The 14,954-nt window shown below is 62.2% G+C and carries 13 protein-coding genes, 1 tRNA gene and 1 pseudogene; 10 read left to right on the top strand and 5 right to left on the bottom strand.

Annotated features, from left to right (window positions below):
- Nucleotides 1-40: 40 nt before the first annotated feature.
- The 4 genes from B2246_RS25105 to B2246_RS25090 all read left to right on the top strand — a co-directional run bounded on the left by B2246_RS25105 (nucleotide 41) and on the right by B2246_RS25090 (nucleotide 4,286).
- Entirely contained in the window at nucleotides 41-982 is a 942-nt protein-coding gene (locus B2246_RS25105; RefSeq protein ID WP_008644116.1) for a CysB family HTH-type transcriptional regulator, read from the top strand.
- A 30-nt stretch (nucleotides 983-1,012) separates the two neighbouring features.
- Complete coding sequence (locus B2246_RS25100; protein WP_035884706.1) at nucleotides 1,013-2,152, top strand: methyltransferase; 1,140 nt, start codon at nucleotides 1,013-1,015, stop codon at nucleotides 2,150-2,152.
- A gap of 73 nt (nucleotides 2,153-2,225) precedes the next feature.
- On the top strand, nucleotides 2,226-3,395 hold the full coding sequence (locus B2246_RS25095) for an ABC transporter substrate-binding protein (protein WP_035884705.1): 1,170 nt from the start codon (nucleotides 2,226-2,228) through the stop codon (nucleotides 3,393-3,395).
- A gap of 21 nt (nucleotides 3,396-3,416) precedes the next feature.
- Entirely contained in the window at nucleotides 3,417-4,286 is an 870-nt protein-coding gene (locus B2246_RS25090) for an NAD(P)-dependent oxidoreductase (protein WP_035884704.1), read from the top strand.
- A 73-nt stretch (nucleotides 4,287-4,359) separates the two neighbouring features.
- Here the strand turns inward: B2246_RS25090 and B2246_RS25085 are convergent, their stop codons facing one another.
- Nucleotides 4,360-5,301, bottom strand: a complete 942-nt coding sequence (locus B2246_RS25085) for an alpha/beta hydrolase (protein WP_035884837.1) — start codon at nucleotides 5,299-5,301, stop codon at nucleotides 4,360-4,362.
- A 100-nt stretch (nucleotides 5,302-5,401) separates the two neighbouring features.
- Here B2246_RS25085 and B2246_RS25080 point away from each other — a divergent pair, with 100 nt between their 5' ends.
- The 5 genes and pseudogenes from B2246_RS25080 to B2246_RS25060 all read left to right on the top strand — a co-directional run bounded on the left by B2246_RS25080 (nucleotide 5,402) and on the right by B2246_RS25060 (nucleotide 8,936).
- Nucleotides 5,402-5,764, top strand: coding sequence for an HNH endonuclease (locus tag B2246_RS25080; protein WP_029307204.1), 363 nt, complete (start codon nucleotides 5,402-5,404; stop codon nucleotides 5,762-5,764).
- A 98-nt stretch (nucleotides 5,765-5,862) separates the two neighbouring features.
- A tRNA-Leu gene (locus tag B2246_RS25075) sits at nucleotides 5,863-5,947 on the top strand.
- A 226-nt stretch (nucleotides 5,948-6,173) separates the two neighbouring features.
- Nucleotides 6,174-7,698: pseudogene (istA, locus tag B2246_RS25070) on the top strand (IS21 family transposase).
- Entirely contained in the window at nucleotides 7,688-8,473 is a 786-nt protein-coding gene (gene istB / locus B2246_RS25065; protein WP_035884703.1) for an IS21-like element helper ATPase IstB, read from the top strand. The pseudogene istA and the gene istB overlap by 11 nt, the downstream one beginning before the upstream one ends.
- An 85-nt stretch (nucleotides 8,474-8,558) precedes the next feature.
- Complete coding sequence (locus B2246_RS25060) at nucleotides 8,559-8,936, top strand: hypothetical protein (protein WP_152564952.1); 378 nt, start codon at nucleotides 8,559-8,561, stop codon at nucleotides 8,934-8,936.
- On the opposite strand, the gene B2246_RS25055 is transcribed toward B2246_RS25060, so the two are convergent.
- A complete protein-coding gene (locus tag B2246_RS25055) occupies nucleotides 8,907-10,064 on the bottom strand; it encodes an IS30 family transposase (RefSeq protein WP_286881665.1) in 1,158 nt (385 codons plus the stop codon). The genes B2246_RS25060 and B2246_RS25055 overlap by 30 nt on opposite strands.
- Nucleotides 10,065-10,259: 195 nt before the next feature.
- Here B2246_RS25055 and B2246_RS25050 point away from each other — a divergent pair, with 195 nt between their 5' ends.
- Entirely contained in the window at nucleotides 10,260-10,499 is a 240-nt protein-coding gene (locus B2246_RS25050; protein WP_080709903.1) for a hypothetical protein, read from the top strand.
- A gap of 164 nt (nucleotides 10,500-10,663) precedes the next feature.
- Here the strand turns inward: B2246_RS25050 and B2246_RS25045 are convergent, their stop codons facing one another.
- Genes B2246_RS25045 through B2246_RS25035 form a run of 3 tightly spaced genes read right to left on the bottom strand, consistent with a single transcriptional unit; the run spans nucleotide 10,664 to nucleotide 14,950 of the window.
- Nucleotides 10,664-12,385: a glycosyltransferase gene (locus B2246_RS25045; protein WP_035884698.1), complete on the bottom strand. Its 1,722-nt coding sequence runs from the start codon at nucleotides 12,383-12,385 to the stop codon at nucleotides 10,664-10,666.
- Between the two features lie 58 nt (nucleotides 12,386-12,443).
- Complete coding sequence (locus B2246_RS25040; RefSeq protein ID WP_286881668.1) at nucleotides 12,444-13,634, bottom strand: phytanoyl-CoA dioxygenase family protein; 1,191 nt, start codon at nucleotides 13,632-13,634, stop codon at nucleotides 12,444-12,446.
- Between the two features lie 53 nt (nucleotides 13,635-13,687).
- A complete protein-coding gene (locus B2246_RS25035) occupies nucleotides 13,688-14,950 on the bottom strand; it encodes a hypothetical protein (RefSeq protein ID WP_035884696.1) in 1,263 nt (420 codons plus the stop codon).
- Nucleotides 14,951-14,954: the final 4 nt, after the last annotated feature.

The following is a 14,954-nucleotide window of genomic DNA, read 5'->3' as shown; positions in this document are numbered from 1 at the left end:
AAACTAATAAGAAGTTGTTTGTTTATACGGACGCAGTTATATGAACCTTCATCAATTCCGCTTTGTGCGTGAGGCTGTCCGTCAGAATTTCAACTTGACGGAGGCCGCAAAGGCGCTCTATACGTCACAACCCGGCGTTTCCAAGGCGATTATCGAACTGGAAGAGGAGCTAGGTGTCGATATCTTCACACGTCACGGCAAACGGATTCGCAGCCTGACCGAACCGGGGCGACGCATCCTGACCTCGGTAGAGAAGATCCTGCAGGAAGTGGAAAGCCTGAAGCGCGTGGGCAAGGACTACGCGGCACAGGATCAGGGCAACTTCACCATCGCCACCACCCATACCCAGGCCCGTTACGCGCTGCCGCGCGTGATCAGCGAGTTCACCAAGCGCTACCCGAAGGTGCGGCTGTCGATCCAGCAGGGCAATCCGGCGCAGATCGCCGACATGATCTTGCATGACCAGGCCGATCTGGGCATCGCCACCGAGGGCATCTCGGGCGACAAGAGCCTGGTGTCGCTGCCCGGGTACCAGTGGCAGCACATGGTGATTACGCCACCTGACCATCCACTGCTGGAGAAAAAGCACCTGACGCTGGAAGACCTGGCCACCTTTCCGCTGATCACCTATGACGTGAACTTTGCTGGCCGGCCCAAGATCGACAAGGCATTCGAGTTGCGCCATCTCCAGCCGGACATCGTGCTGGAGGCCATCGACGCCGACGTCATCAAGACGTATGTCGAGGTCGGCCTGGGTGTCGGCATCGTGGCCGGCCTCGCCTACGACCCCGAACGTGACCGCAACCTGCGCGGCCTTCCCGCCGGCCACCTGTTCGGCACCAATGTCACCCACCTGGCCGTCAAGCAGGGGGCCTATCTACGCAGCTTCGTCTATACATTCATCGAGTTGTTCTCGCCGACCCTGAACCGCAAGCTGGTGGAACAGGCGATGTCGGGCGACCACGAAGCCTACGAACTCTGAGCATCGCTCGAAGCACCCTGCCCTATATATATGTCAGTCACTGATTCCCTCCCGACGATCCACTGGACCGAAGACGGCGCCGAGCGCAGCGCGATGTGGCGTTCCGAAGCCGGCCTGCCCCCGCCGAAACGCGTGGTGATCGCCGACGACCAGACGCCGGCCGATACCGCGTTCCGTCTGGCCAGCGAAGGCACCGCCCTGCTCTGGCGCGGCGACTTCCAGAATGCGCGCCAGTTGCTGCAGGCGATGGCGCGGCGCGTCGATCGCAAGCCGAAGAAGGCGCCGAAGCCGCCCGCCAGCCTCACCGAGGCATTCCACAAGCACCGGCTCGTCCAGTCGCAGCGAGCCCGCACGCTCGGCATGTTGCTGCTGCCGTTCGAGGCCGGCCACGTGGTGCCGCTGCGCCGCGCGCCCGATGTGCATGAAGCCTGCGAGCAGGTCTACGGTCCGTCCGACACGCCGTACGTGGCGTCGATGCGTGAACTGCTCGGCCTGATCGGCGCATTCGAGTGGCGCAAGAAAGGCATCGAGATCCCGGCGCTCGGCGAGCGCATCCATCCGTGGTACGGCGTGTTCGCGCCTGTACGCGGCGAGTACATCGACCTCGTGGCGAAAGAACCGCTGCCATCGGGCACCCTGGCGTTCGACATTGGCACCGGCACCGGCGTGCTCGCGGCGCTGCTGGCCCAGCGTGGCGTGAAGCGCGTGGTGGGCACCGATCAGGACGCCCGCGCGCTCGGCAACGCCCGCGCCAACGTCGAGCGGCTTGGACTGACGGGCGACGTCGAGATCATCGAAGCCGACCTGTTCCCCGAAGGCCGCGCGCCGCTCGTGGTCTGCAATCCGCCGTGGGTACCCGCGCGCCCGAGCTCGCCGATCGAGCACGCCGTGTTCGACCCGGACAGCCGGATGCTGCGCGGCTTCCTGAACGGCCTGGCCGCGCATCTGACGCCGGATGGCCAGGGCTGGCTGATCCTGTCGGACTTTGCCGAACATCTGGGCCTGCGCACGCGCGACGAACTGCTTGGCTGGATCGATGCGGCGGGGCTCAAGGTGCTTGGCCGCTCCGACATCCGCCCGCGCCACCCGAAGGCCGCCGATGCCGACGACCCGCTCTTCGCCGCGCGCAAGGCCGAGATTACGTCGCTGTGGCGACTGGCTGCGAAGTAAGCCACGTAGTCGTCCCCGAAGCCGTCCCCAAAGTCGTCCTCTTCACGATCCTGTCTCGTCCGGGAGTTCGCCGATGCGTCTGCGCAAGCTGCTGCTGCCAGTGATGTCCATGTTGTCTTTTGGTGTCGCCTCGGGGTCGGCCCATGCCGATATCCGCGTCGGCGTCGACCTGTCGACCACAGGCCCCGCCGCCGCGATCGGCATCCCGTCGCGCAACACGGTGCAGATGTGGCCGCAGACGCTTGGCGGCCAGCGCGCGCAGTACATCGTGCTCGACGACGCCACTGACCCGGCTGCTGCCGTGCGCAACGTGCGCAAGCTCATCGCCGAGGACAAGGTCGATGTGATCGTCGGCCCCAACATCACGCCAAACGCGATTGCCGCGCTCGACGCCATTGCAGAGAGCGGGACGCCGATGGTGGCGCTGGCCGCCTCGGCTTCGATCATCGAGCCGCCCGGCGACGCACGCCGCCGCTGGGCATTCAAGATGCCGCAGAACGACGCCCTGATGGCGACGATCCTGACCGAGCACATGACCAACCAGGGCGTGAAGACGGTGGGCTTCATCGGCTTCAACGATGCCTACGGCGAAAGTTGGTGGCGCGAGTTTTCGAAGATGGCCGAGATCCGTCGCCTGCGCGTGGTGGGCAACGAGCGCTTCGGGCGCACCGATACGTCGGTGACCGGGCAGATACTGAAGCTGATGTCGGCGAATCCGGATGCCATCCTGATTGCGGGCTCGGGCACGCCGGCAGTGCTGCCTCAGAAGACACTCGGCGAGCGCGGCTACAAGGGCCGCATCTACCAGACCCACGGCATTGCGTCGTGGGACTTCCTGCGCGTGGGTGGCAAGGACGTCGAGGGCACACTCTTTCCGACCGGGCCAGTGGTGGTAGCGCGGCAGTTGCCCGATAGCCATCCGGTGAAGAAGGTGGCGCTCGATTTCGTCGCGCGCTATGAAGCGAAGTACGGCCCGGATACGGTGACGCAGTTTGCTGGCGATGCATGGGGCGCATGGCTGCTGCTCGACGATGCCAGCCGACGCGCGCTCAAGAGCGGCGCGCAGCCTGGCACGCCAGCGTTCCGCGCCGCGCTGCGTGACGCGATCGAATCGACGCACAACCTGACCGTGCCCAATGGCGTGCTCAACCTGAGCGCGCAGGATCATCAAGGTTTCGACCAGCGTGCCCGCGTGATGGGCGTGGTGCGCAATGGCAAGTTCGCCTACGCAGGCGACAAGTAAGACAAGTTCGAGGAAGCATTCATGACCACCGTAGCATTTATTGGCCTGGGCGCGATGGGCGCGCCGATGGTGGGCCACCTGATCCGCGCCGGCCATACCGTGCGCGCCTTTGTGCGCCGCCCCGAAGCGGCCGATGCCGCGCGCCAGTTGGGCGCGGAACCGTTCTTCACGCCCGCGGAAGCCGCGCAAGGCGCGGCCGTCGTCTTCACCAACGTGACATCGTCCGAGGACGTGCGCGAAGTGCTGCTCGGCCAGAACGGCGTGGTGGAAGGCGCCGCGCCAGGCACGATCTGCGTCGACCACAGCACGATCTCGCCGATCGTCACGCGCGAGATCGCGCAAGCGCTGGCAGCGCGCGGCATCGAGGCGCTGGACTGTCCGGTATCGGGAGGCACGGTGGGAGCGCAAGCCGCCACGCTGACGATCATGGTCGGCGGCAAGGCCGAAGCGTTGGAAAAGGTGCGTCCGCTGCTGGAGCAGATCGGCAAGACCATCACGCACATCGGCGACAGCGGCGCGGGCCAGGTGGCCAAGCTGTGCAACCAGATCGCCCAGGTGGTCAATATCGAAGGCATCGCCGAAGCCATGCGCTTTGCCGGCGCGCAGGGCGTGGACACTGCCAAGGTGTTCCAGGCAATGTCCACCGGTATGGCCGGCAGCCGTATGCTCGACATGCTCGGCCCGAAGATGGTGACGCGCGATTTCTCCGCTGGCATAGAGTCGCGGCTCCACGCCAAGGATTTCGGACTCGCGGCGGACATCGCCACCGAGATCGGACTTGAGTTGCCGGCGATGCGCGCCACGTCGGCGCAACTCGGCGAGTTGATGGATCAGGGCTGGGGCAAGGACGATACGTCGTCGCTGCTGAAGGTGCTGGAACTGAAGGGCTGACGAAAGTCACCCTGTGGGGTCGCCCAGTAGGCGAGCGACTGGCGTCCGCTCGCCCTCGGCCCCACCAAGCCGTTCAAAACCCCGCGATCATCCCAAGCAGCGCGCGCATCATCGGACTGTCGTCGCGCATCAGGTCATCCATCGCATTGAAGTGATGGCGGCCCGGCAGCGCGATCGGCTCGCGCACATTGTCGGGCCATGCCGCGCGAATCAGCGCGTTGTGGCGGTGATACTCGCTCGACTCCAGTTCGCCCACCGCCGTGATCAGCGGCGCGCGCGTGGCCGGCGGCATGAATGCCGGCGACATGCGCGCGACGTCCGACTCCGTAAGCTTCAGATCGGCCTGCAGGAACGCGGTGCGACGCAGCGGCTCCAGATCGTACAAACCGCTGATCGACAGGCCACCCTTGACCAGATCCACCGGCAGATCGGCGCCGACCTGCGGCCACAGCGCCGTCATCAGCATGGTCACCAGATGGCCACCCACCGAATGTCCGGCCAGGAAGATACGATCCGGGTCATGGCCCAGCGCATCAGCCTGGCGATACAGCCATGCCACCGCCTCCAGTGCCTGACGCACGATCGTTTCAACGGTCACGTCCGGGCACAGCGCATAGTTGACAACCGCCACCGACACACCGCGCCGAGTCGGCACGCTGGCCACAAAACTGTGATCGCGCTTGTCCAGCGCCCGGTAGTAGCCACCGTGCAGGAACACCAGCAATGGCGGACGCGTGCCATCCGGCACGTGCATGGCCGGGAAATAGTCGTATGTCTCGGTGGCGACCAGTGGCGAATCCGCCTCTCCGTAGGACAGATCCTCGAAATACTCGATCGCACCGGCCCGCGCCAGCGCCGAATCCGCCGCCCAGCGCGCCATGTGCACGGGATTCTCGGGCACGTTCGCGCGATTGTTGTACTGCTGCGCGTAAAACGCGGGGTCCTGCGAAGGGAGTTCAGCCAATGCGGCAAACGTGGCGGCAGGGGCAACATCCAGGGGCGGCTGGACTGACATGGCACTCGGCTCCAGTGGCATCTCGGGGGGGCACCGCAAGGCGCGGTTGCGCGCTATCCTACCGCAACTGCCGCCCCTCCCTGACTCCACAGGAATACCAATGGTCGTCAAGCGCCGTCTGCGAGAAGGCCACGATGGCCAACTCGGCCCGCCCCCCGAAGCGCCAACCGCAGCCGGATCGCTCTGCCCGCTATGCGGCCGCAGGTTGCTGGACGATGCCACAACCGACCTCCACCACCCTGTGCCACGCAGCCACGGCGGCCGGGCAGTCGTGCCAATGCACCGCGTCTGCCACCAGAAAATCCACTCGGTCTTCACCGAGGCGGAACTGGCCACGACCTATCACGACTGGAACGCGCTGCGCGCCCATCCAGCCATCGCCGATTTCATCCGCTGGATCGCCCGCAAGCCGCCCGGCTTCTACGACCGCAACCGCGCCACCAACGCCCGGCGCGGACGCTGACACCAAACCCGCCCCGGGTTGTCCGACTGGGCGATTTCCGGCATAATCCGCGATTCATCGCAGTGCGACAGGCATTCTCGCCCGTCGCCAGATATCCAGCCCGGGTGGTGAAACAGGTAGACGCAGGGGACTCAAAATCCCCCGCCGCAAGGCGTGTCGGTTCGAGTCCGACCCCGGGCACCATCAGCTTCAGGTCATTGATTTGATTGCGGTTTCTTCAGAGCCATCGAAGGTCTGAGAAACTCACGATTCCACGACTTTTCCGCGATTTTTCCGTAGTTCTCGCTTGCGTCCGGATCGCACCGTGTTGATTTGCACTGAATCCTGACCCACCCCCGGTAGGTATTTGCATCGAATGTTGACCCACGTATAGAACACTTGCCCGCTTGGAAACGAGCGGGAGTTCGGAGTGATCGACGTGGCCATACTGAGCATCATTCGACGCTGGCATCTTCGCGACCAGATCCCGCTGCGCGAGATCGCCAGACGCCTGGGCATTTCCAGGAATACGGTCAGGCGCTATCTGCGCACTGACGTCACCGCACCCGCCTATCCCGCACGGCGCAGCCCGAGCAAGCTCGACGGTCATGCCGCCAAGCTCGCCGCCTGGCTCAAGACCGAGGCAAACAAGCCGCGCAAGCAACGACGCACGCTCAAGCAGATCCATACCGATCTGTGTGCTCTGGGCTTCACCGGTTCCTATGACCGCGTCGCGGCGTTCGCGCGTCGCTGGCGCCAGGAACAACAGGAGCAAGCCCGTACCTCCGGGCGCGGCACCTTTATCCCGCTGCGCTTTGCCGAGGGCGAGGCCTTCCAGTTCGACTGGAGTGAGGACTGGGCCGTCATCGCTGGCGAGCGCACCAAGCTGCAGGTAGCCCAGTTCAAGCTGAGCCACAGTCGGGCCTTCTTCCTGCGCGCTTACCTGTTGCAGACCCACGAGATGCTGTTCGATGCCCATCACCACGCCTTTGTCGCGTGGGGCGGTATCCCGCGCCGCGGCATCTACGACAACATGAAGACGGCCGTCGACCGGGTGCGCCAGGGCAAGCTGCGCGACGTCAACCTGCGCTTCGGTACCATGGTTAGCCATTACCTGTTCGATGCCGAGTTCTGCAATCCAGCCTCGGGCTGGGAGAAGGGCCAGATCGAGAAGAACGTTCAGGACAGCCGCACCGGATCTGGCAACGTGTTCCAGCCTTCAGTTCTTTAGCCGCGCTCAATGACTGGTTGGCCGACCAATGTGTGCGCCTGTGGCAGCAGACCCGCCACCCGGAGCTGGACATGACCATCTGGGAGGCTTGGTCACAGGAGCGGCCGCACCTGATGCCGGTGGGACAGGCGTTCGACGGCTTTGTCGAACACACCAAGCGCGTGTCACCCACCTGCCTGGTGACCTTCGAGCGCAACCGCTACAGCGTGCCCGCCTCGTTTGCCAACCGGCCCATCAGCCTGCGGGTCTATGCCACGCGGCTCGTGTTTGTCGCCGAAGGCCAGATGATCGCCGAGCACGTACGGCACATCAATCGCGGTCACCATCCCGGCCACACGTTCTATGACTGGCGTCACTACCTCGCGGTGCTACAACGTAAGCCCGGCGCGCTGCGCAACGGCGCACCGTTCGCCGAGTTGCCAGAGGGCTTCCGGCGCCTGCAGGCCACGCTGCTCAAGCGGCCCGGCGGCGATCGGGAGATGGTCGAGATCCTGGCGCTTGTACTACTGCACGACGAACAGGCTGTGCTGACCGCGGTGGAACTGCGCTCGAAGCAGGTGCCGCCTCCAAGCAGACCGTTCTCAATATCCTCAGCCGCCTGCTTGAAGGCGGGCCGACGGCTCCCATCACCACGCCCCAGGCACTGGCTTTGCAGGTAGAGCCACAAGCCAACGTCGCGCGTTATGACAGCCTGCGTGACCGGGAGGTGCCGCATGCAGCATGAAGCCATGATGGAGATGCTCAAATCCTTGAAGCTGCACGGTATGGCTCAGGCGCTGGGCGACCTGGCGGCTCAGGACTCGCCGGCTTATCAGTCCGCCGTTGCCATTCTGTCTCGCCTGCTCAAGGCGGAAACCACTGAGCGTGAGGTGCGCTCGCTGGCCTATCAGATGAAGGTGGCGCGCTTCCCAGCCTACCGGGATCTGACCGGCTTCGACTTCAGTTGCAGCGAGGCCAACGAGGCGCTGGTGCGGCAACTTTACCGCTGCGAGTTCCTTGAATCCGCCCACAACGTCGTGCTGGTCGGCGGCCCTGGCACGGGCAAGACGCACCTGGGCACAGCCCTCGGGGTACAGGCCGTGGAGCATCACCATCGCCGGGTGCGTTTCTTCTCGACCGTCGAACTGGTCAACGCACTGGAACTGGAGAAGAATTCCGGCAAGCCCGGCCACCTGGCCACGCGACTGATGTATGCCGACCTGGTGATCCTTGATGAACTGGGCTATCTGCCCTTCAGCCAGACCGGTGGTGCGTTGCTGTTCCACCTGATCAGCAAGCTCTACGAGCGCACCAGCCTGATTATCACCACCAACCTGAGCTTCGGCGAATGGTCCAGTGTCTTTGGCGACGCCAAGATGACCACTGCGCTACTCGATCGCCTTACCCATCACTGCCACATTGTGGAAACCGGCAACGATAGCTATCGTTTCAAGCACAGCACCACCCAACCCAAGAAGGAGAAACGCACCGCCAAACAGCCCGCACAAAGCAACAACTAACTCCCTTTGGAGTGGGTCAGTTCTCGATGCAATTCGTGGGTCAGGATTCGGTGCAAATCAACAAGTCGACGGCATCAAGGACGGTATGAGCACGTCGCAAATGTTAGCAGCGATGGCGACCCGGGGGGCACTGGCGCCCGCGAATATCAAGCAGTTCTCTAGCTGCGGCGATGATCTGCAAGTGTCTGACGTGCTGACCGAGCTGCAGAAGGCCGGCGGCGAAGTCAGCGGCGGCAATCTGGGGCGGGTTGAGAAGTTGCTGGTAAATCAGGTCATCACGCTGGACACTTTATTCCACAACCTGCTGCAACGGGCAGGCAGCCAAGAGAACATGAAAAATCTGGAGACGTTCATGCGGCTGGCGCTCAAGGCTCAGGCGCAGGCCAGAGCGACCGCCGAGGCATTGGGGATACTGAAGAACCCGCCGGTAGGTTCAATGGGTCGCTGCAACAGCCTCGCGTAGTTTATCGGCCGGAGACATGAAGCCCAATGTTTTTCTGGGCCTTTCATTGAGCCGTGCTGCGATTTTGTTCAGTTCTGCCTGCGAGTATTGATCAAGTTGCGTACCGTGGGGCAAGTACTGACGCAGAAGTCGGTTCGTGTTTTCGTTGGTACCGCGTTGCCAAGGACTTCGCGGGTCGCAGAAGTAGACCTTCACATCCGTGGCGATCGTGAAGTCTTTGTGGTTCGCCAGCTCCATGCCGCGGTCCCAGGTGAGCGATTTGCGTAGATGCTGCGGCAACCGCTTAACCTCGCGCTTCAGGCCCGCAACAACGCTCACCGTGTCCTTTCCCTTTACCTTGACGATGATGGTGAATTTCGAGCGCCGCTCGACCAACGTGGCGACATGAGTATTGTTGGCGCCACTGACGAGATCTCCTTCCCAATGACCAGGCACCGCACGGTCGGCTGCTTCAGGTGGTCGCTCGTGAATAGAAACCGCGTCAGCAATCTTATTGCGAGCGCCCTTCGTGCTGGAGAAGCGTGAGTGACGCATCTTCCGTTGGGTCCGCAAGTGATACTGCAGCTCCTTCTTCAGAACGCCGCGCGCTTGCACAAACAGGCTGCGATAGATCGTCTCGTGAGACACGCGCATCGCCTCGTCATCGGCATATCGGTTCTTAAGCCAACCGCTCACTTGCTCTGGAGACCATTCGCGGCAAAGCTTACGCTCGACCGCATAGCGCAAGCGCCGGTTCTGCTCCAGCAGGCAGCGTTTGGGTCGCAGAGCAGCCCGCATGGCTCGCTCATCCGCTTCCAGAGCTCGATAGTGGCCTGTTCCGCCGTTACGCGCAATCTCACGGGAAATCGTGGAAGGCGCGCGTTTCAACTCGCGGGCAATCGCTCGAATTGAAAGTCCAGCTGAGACGCCGCGCGAGATCTCTTCACGTTCACTCAAGGTCAATGCCCGCAACGACCGCTTACGAGCAGCAGGGGTGTACCCTCCGCATAGTCGGATCACGCCGTAGATCGACCCTGCAGGCTTGCCTAGCGCCTTCCCGATGCCAAGGAATGATTCACCTGCCCGCCACCGTCGCCAAACCTCTAACTTGCCTTCTGGCGGCAACCCTGGCCGTCCCATTTGTGCCATTCGTCAGCCCTCCCTCATTCGATATTAATAGGAAGGTGTTGCAACGACCCATTGAACCTACCCCGCCGTATATCAAACAGGCGAACATCTCGGCGGGCCATCAGCAAGTCAACAACCATACATATGCCAGCGAATCACTTCATACGCGCGCGGCAAATTCCCTTTCTGCTCCAAACGAACTAATGGGAGCAAGCAATGGCGAATGGCTGGACACCCGAACGAAGGGCAAAGCAGGCCGAGGCGATCCGAAGGTGGTCGCCGTGGAAGCAGTCGACCGGACCTAGAACGGCGGCGGGTAAAGCAACGGCATCGAAGAACGCATGGAACGATGGTCAGCGGGAAAAGCTGCGGGAACTGTCACGCCTCATCAATGCCGACATCCATGCGGCGCGTGAGCTGGTCAACCTCGTAAGTGCAGAGGCGGTAGGCGAATAGAGGCGCTAGCCAGACGTTCAACTTTGATTCTACGGGGCGGCCGCTGCTTGCAGCCGGTTAGCGAGTTGCGCAAAGCCGGCAGAATTTCAATTTCGCTGTCCATCATGCTTGCGTCCGCAAATTGTAGTTGCGGATGCAAGCATGCCCACTCTCAGCTGCAACAGCTAGGTGCGCTTAATTTCGCGCTTACGATCCGCTTCGCGCCCGGCTCTTGGCTCTTTCTGCGCTTGCGGCACCTTGAGCAGATTGTCGCGCAATGCCGCCGCGGCTTCCAGTAATGCCTCGCCGTCGCCGAGCGGGACCACGCGGCCGAGCCTGTAGTTCTTCACGCGCTCGGCCGGCGCCCCGAGATCGAAGCAGACAATCGGCAGACCGAGGCTCATCACTTCCGCCACAACAAACGAGAAGGTCTCCGGCCAGATGGAGGTGAAGGCGATCACATTAACCTTGTGCTTCGCAATTAGGCCCGTAAGTTCATCGCGATCATATGAGCCCGTGATCGTAATCGTCCGCGACTTGCTCACGCCGTCGAGCGCGCCGAGCACAATGATGTGGGCGTCCTCGCCTCGATCCTTGATCGCAGCCGCCATCTGCCCCACCACGCGTGCGCCTTTGTGCGCATTGATCCGCCCTACGACGCCGATATTCAATGGCGCGCGCAGATCGAACGGCAATGGCCTCGACACAAAGTCCGAAATGTCGTGTGGCCGAAGCTTCAAACCCGGATGTCGCGCAAGCTGCGGAAACGCGCGAATTAGCAAAGCCATGCTCGCCTCCGAAAAGTAAACGATCTCATCCGCTTCCGACAGGAATGCCTCCCAGCGTCTGCGCCACAGGTGGGGGTCTCGCTCGGCGAACAGCGACACAAGGCCGTCCTTCATTTCCGGCATGCACTTCAGGCACCGAGTGATGCTCGGCACGCCGCAGTACTCGCCGTCCTTGTCCAAAAGGAAATGCGAGGGACAGATGCTGTGGTAATCATGCAGGTAATACGTGATGGGCACGGTCGTGCGCCGCACCAGCGACGTCAGCGCATCCAGCAGCGTAATCTGGCGTGTGAACGAAACGGCATTGTTCCAATGCACCCGGCGCAACTTTAGATCAGGCAGCGCCTGCAGGAATTCGCCGAAATCTACGGTGAGCCGCATCGATTCGTTACGCCGGCGGCATTCGAGCACGTACTGCAGCGTCGGTACGTGAAACGTCAAGATGAAGATCGTCGCGCCGGTGCCCAACAGGTCCCTAACCAGCGAGTGCCGGAAATGGTTGGCGCCGCCCCCAAGATCGTGGTCGATAATCAGCTGGGCCGCGCCGCGCGCTTCGGCGGCCATCTTGCGCACGTGTGCGATGCCGTCGGCGACATGCTGCGGTTTGCCCCGCAGGTAGCGGCTCGCGGCCGATACCAGATCGTGATAACGTCCCGAGCGGATGAACTGCAGCGCTCGCACGGCCAGATGCCGATAGACCGTGATCCGCGGCGTGCTAGCTCCCTGCGCCGCGTCACGCCGCGGCACTGCAATCGTGCTATTGGTCGGCAGCTTGGCGCACTCGCCGTTGGCAAGATGGCCTTGCAGCGACAGTGAAACAATGTCCGTGCGCTGGGCCTGGCCGAAAATGTAATAGCCGCTGCTCAACGCACGGGGGTTGTCGTTGACCGACTGGGCGACATCCGTCCGTTCTGTGCCATAGACGGCCTGGAATTTCTGCTGCGAGCCGTCGCTGAATGTGAGCAGCGCCCGCATCGCGACAATTTCCTGCGTGTCATGTATGGCCCACCCAAAGATGAGCAGCGCTCCTTCTTCGTTGATCGCGGAATGGTCTACGGACCAGCGAAACCTGATGAGGTCCGTCTCCGCAGAGTCGTTCTCGTTGACTGGTGAGTTCATCTTCTCGTAGTAGGCATTACGCGCACATCGCAGACGCGAATGCGCGTCCTCTTGCTCTTTACACGGTTTGCGTCAGCTGCTGAACGTTGACTGCGCTGCCCGCCATACCGGTGGAGTCGTAGTAACCGATGGCCCCATCGGCGAACGTGTGGATCACCACCGAGCGGCGCGGGCGCGACATGTCGCGACGAACCGAGCCAGCATGCAGGAGGTTCTCGTGCCAGATCAGCACGGTGCCTTTCTTCGGCCGATAGACAAATGGCTCGTAGCGCGAAGCCATGTCCTTCCACATCGGCACCACCTTCGCGCCGAACTCCGACCAGTCGGACTGGACCTTTTCGCAACCCGAGTTGCGCAAGTAGACACGCGGCTCGCGATGACTGCCCGGATAGACGATCAGCTCGCCGCTGTCTTCCTGCACATCCTGCAAGGCGATCCAGATGCCGCACATGTAGCCCGCTGGGAACGGCGTGAGGTGAATCGTGTCCTGATGCGCATCCTGCTGGCTGCCGAAGACGTATGTGAGCGTCTGGCATGGACGGGCAAGACCATTGAAAATGGTATCGGCGAAGCGTAGATGGCGGCGGTCCAGCCACAGCTTTCGCATATTCGGATATGTCACGTGAAGGTGCTCGATGCGCTGGCTCGTGCCGTATTCGTAGCCCTGATAGCCGCTTTCGATTGCATGATCAATCTCGCCGTTGACGGCGGCGACGAGCTCGTCGTCGAGCAGGTCTTCGAGCACCATGAAGGCGTTCTTCACGAAGCCGCGCAGCGCCTCCGCCTCCGTGGCGTCGATCTCGCCTTGCGAGAGCAGACGCTCGATATGCGCATCCGCGTCCGGACGATCGAACCAAGCCGTGGCCTCGGCGGCACCGTATGGATAGAACGATGAATCGCACAGGCCGGCGAACAGGACGGGCACGTTGCTCTTAGTGAGCAGGTCGGCAACCTGTTCCGACAGCTCGGAGCCGTTCATTACGGAGAATTCAGCACTGGCGGTGACCGTGCCGAGCAGCGCGTGCCGCGTGCTCACAGTCAGTGTGTGCGCACCGTTCTTCAGCAAGTGCGTATGCACGTTGAAAACCACGGCGTCATTCGGATAGAACATCGCCGAAACGGCCTGATCGACCTGGCCGTCCAACTCCGCTACAAAAGTCGCTCCCTCTTTGGCGATTGTCGCGCCGACGAGGTTGTAGGTGATGATCCCCGCCTTACCGTGCACGTCTGATGTTGCAATCAGCTTCATGTTGTTGGACCCTCGACGTCCTCATGCATCTCTATTAATCAATGGCGGTGCTCTTACACCAGGCGCCGTCTTATACCGCTCAATCCTTCCTGCTTCAGAATCTCCCACGCGCGCACTGCGTACCGCCCGGCATGCTGCGGACTGCTAATCGCGTCCGCTGCCATACGGCTGATGCGCCGCCATTGCAGGCTTTCCGGATGGTTGGGCGTGAAGCCGGCGGTAAGCTGCTGCTTGAGCTGTTGCAGCGCTTCGCCGGGCGCGCCGCCCTCGACGCCTGGATACTCATGTTTCGCCTGGCCCTGAAGCCAGCCATGGAAGCCTTCGTTCGATGCGTCGAACGGGTTCGGATACGCACGCTGCAGATCGACGCGTTCGCGATAGATCAGCCGGTGCAGCGGGAGGATCTTTTCGCCATTCGAGTAAGTGCCGTACACCCAACTCTTCTTGGTGAGCGGGTCCGACGAGAGATGTTCAGTTTCCTTGTCGTACCAATCAATCAGCAGACCAGCCTGCGAATCCGATTGGCCGTTGATGGCCGCCATGATTCGGTGTGCGCCACTGTCGAAGCCCGTAAAGTGATAGAAGCCTAGCGGCTCGCCGTTGACCTTGAAGCCCTGCTGGAAGTCGCCGGTGATTTTGCGCGTCGTCAGATTCCAGGGCGCGACGTTGTGTCGGGGAGAACGGATGATCGCAACGTCCGAGAAGAACGCAGGCACAAGGTCGATCCAGCGTTGATCGGTGAACAGACCGTTCGGGATATCCGCGCGGCAGAAGTGATAGATGCGCTGCTTCCACCATTCCGCGAAGCGCATGCCTTCCTCCGTTGCTGACACGCCCACGAAGCCCAGGTTGTAAACGCCGTGCTTCAGGCTGCAGATCTCGTTGTCGATGACGGCACTCAAGCGCGTTTCCGGCTCGACTTGATGCGGCGTCAGGATGACGTTCGCCTCATTTAGCGCTCCAAGCAGGTCATCCACACGCGAGAACAGCACCATGTCCGGATCGAAGTACAGCACGCGGTCCACGCCTTCGCGCTCGAGCAGCTTCTGCAGCACGAATGGCTTGATTGCCGTCGAAAGCTCGACGATGTTGTGGCAGAAGGCCCATCCTTGCACGTCGGGGATGTCGAGCGTCGCGAGCGGGTGAACTTCATCGAACGGCTCGTTACTCAGGTCGATGTCTTCCGGCAGAACGTCCGAAAGCGCCAGGTGCAGCTCAATCTCGGGGTGCAGTTTGCGCAGTGATTTGAACAGCAACCGGACCTTCGGAATGTAGTTCAATGCGGCGCTGGTGAAGACGCAGGTCTTTTTGGACATAGGC

It is taken from the genome of Cupriavidus sp. UBA2010 (genome assembly GCF_002335265.1).
Taxonomy (GTDB): domain Bacteria; phylum Pseudomonadota; class Gammaproteobacteria; order Burkholderiales; family Burkholderiaceae; genus Cupriavidus; species Cupriavidus metallidurans.
Note: the sequence above shows the minus strand (reverse complement) of the source record. Positions and strands in the feature narration are given on the sequence as shown.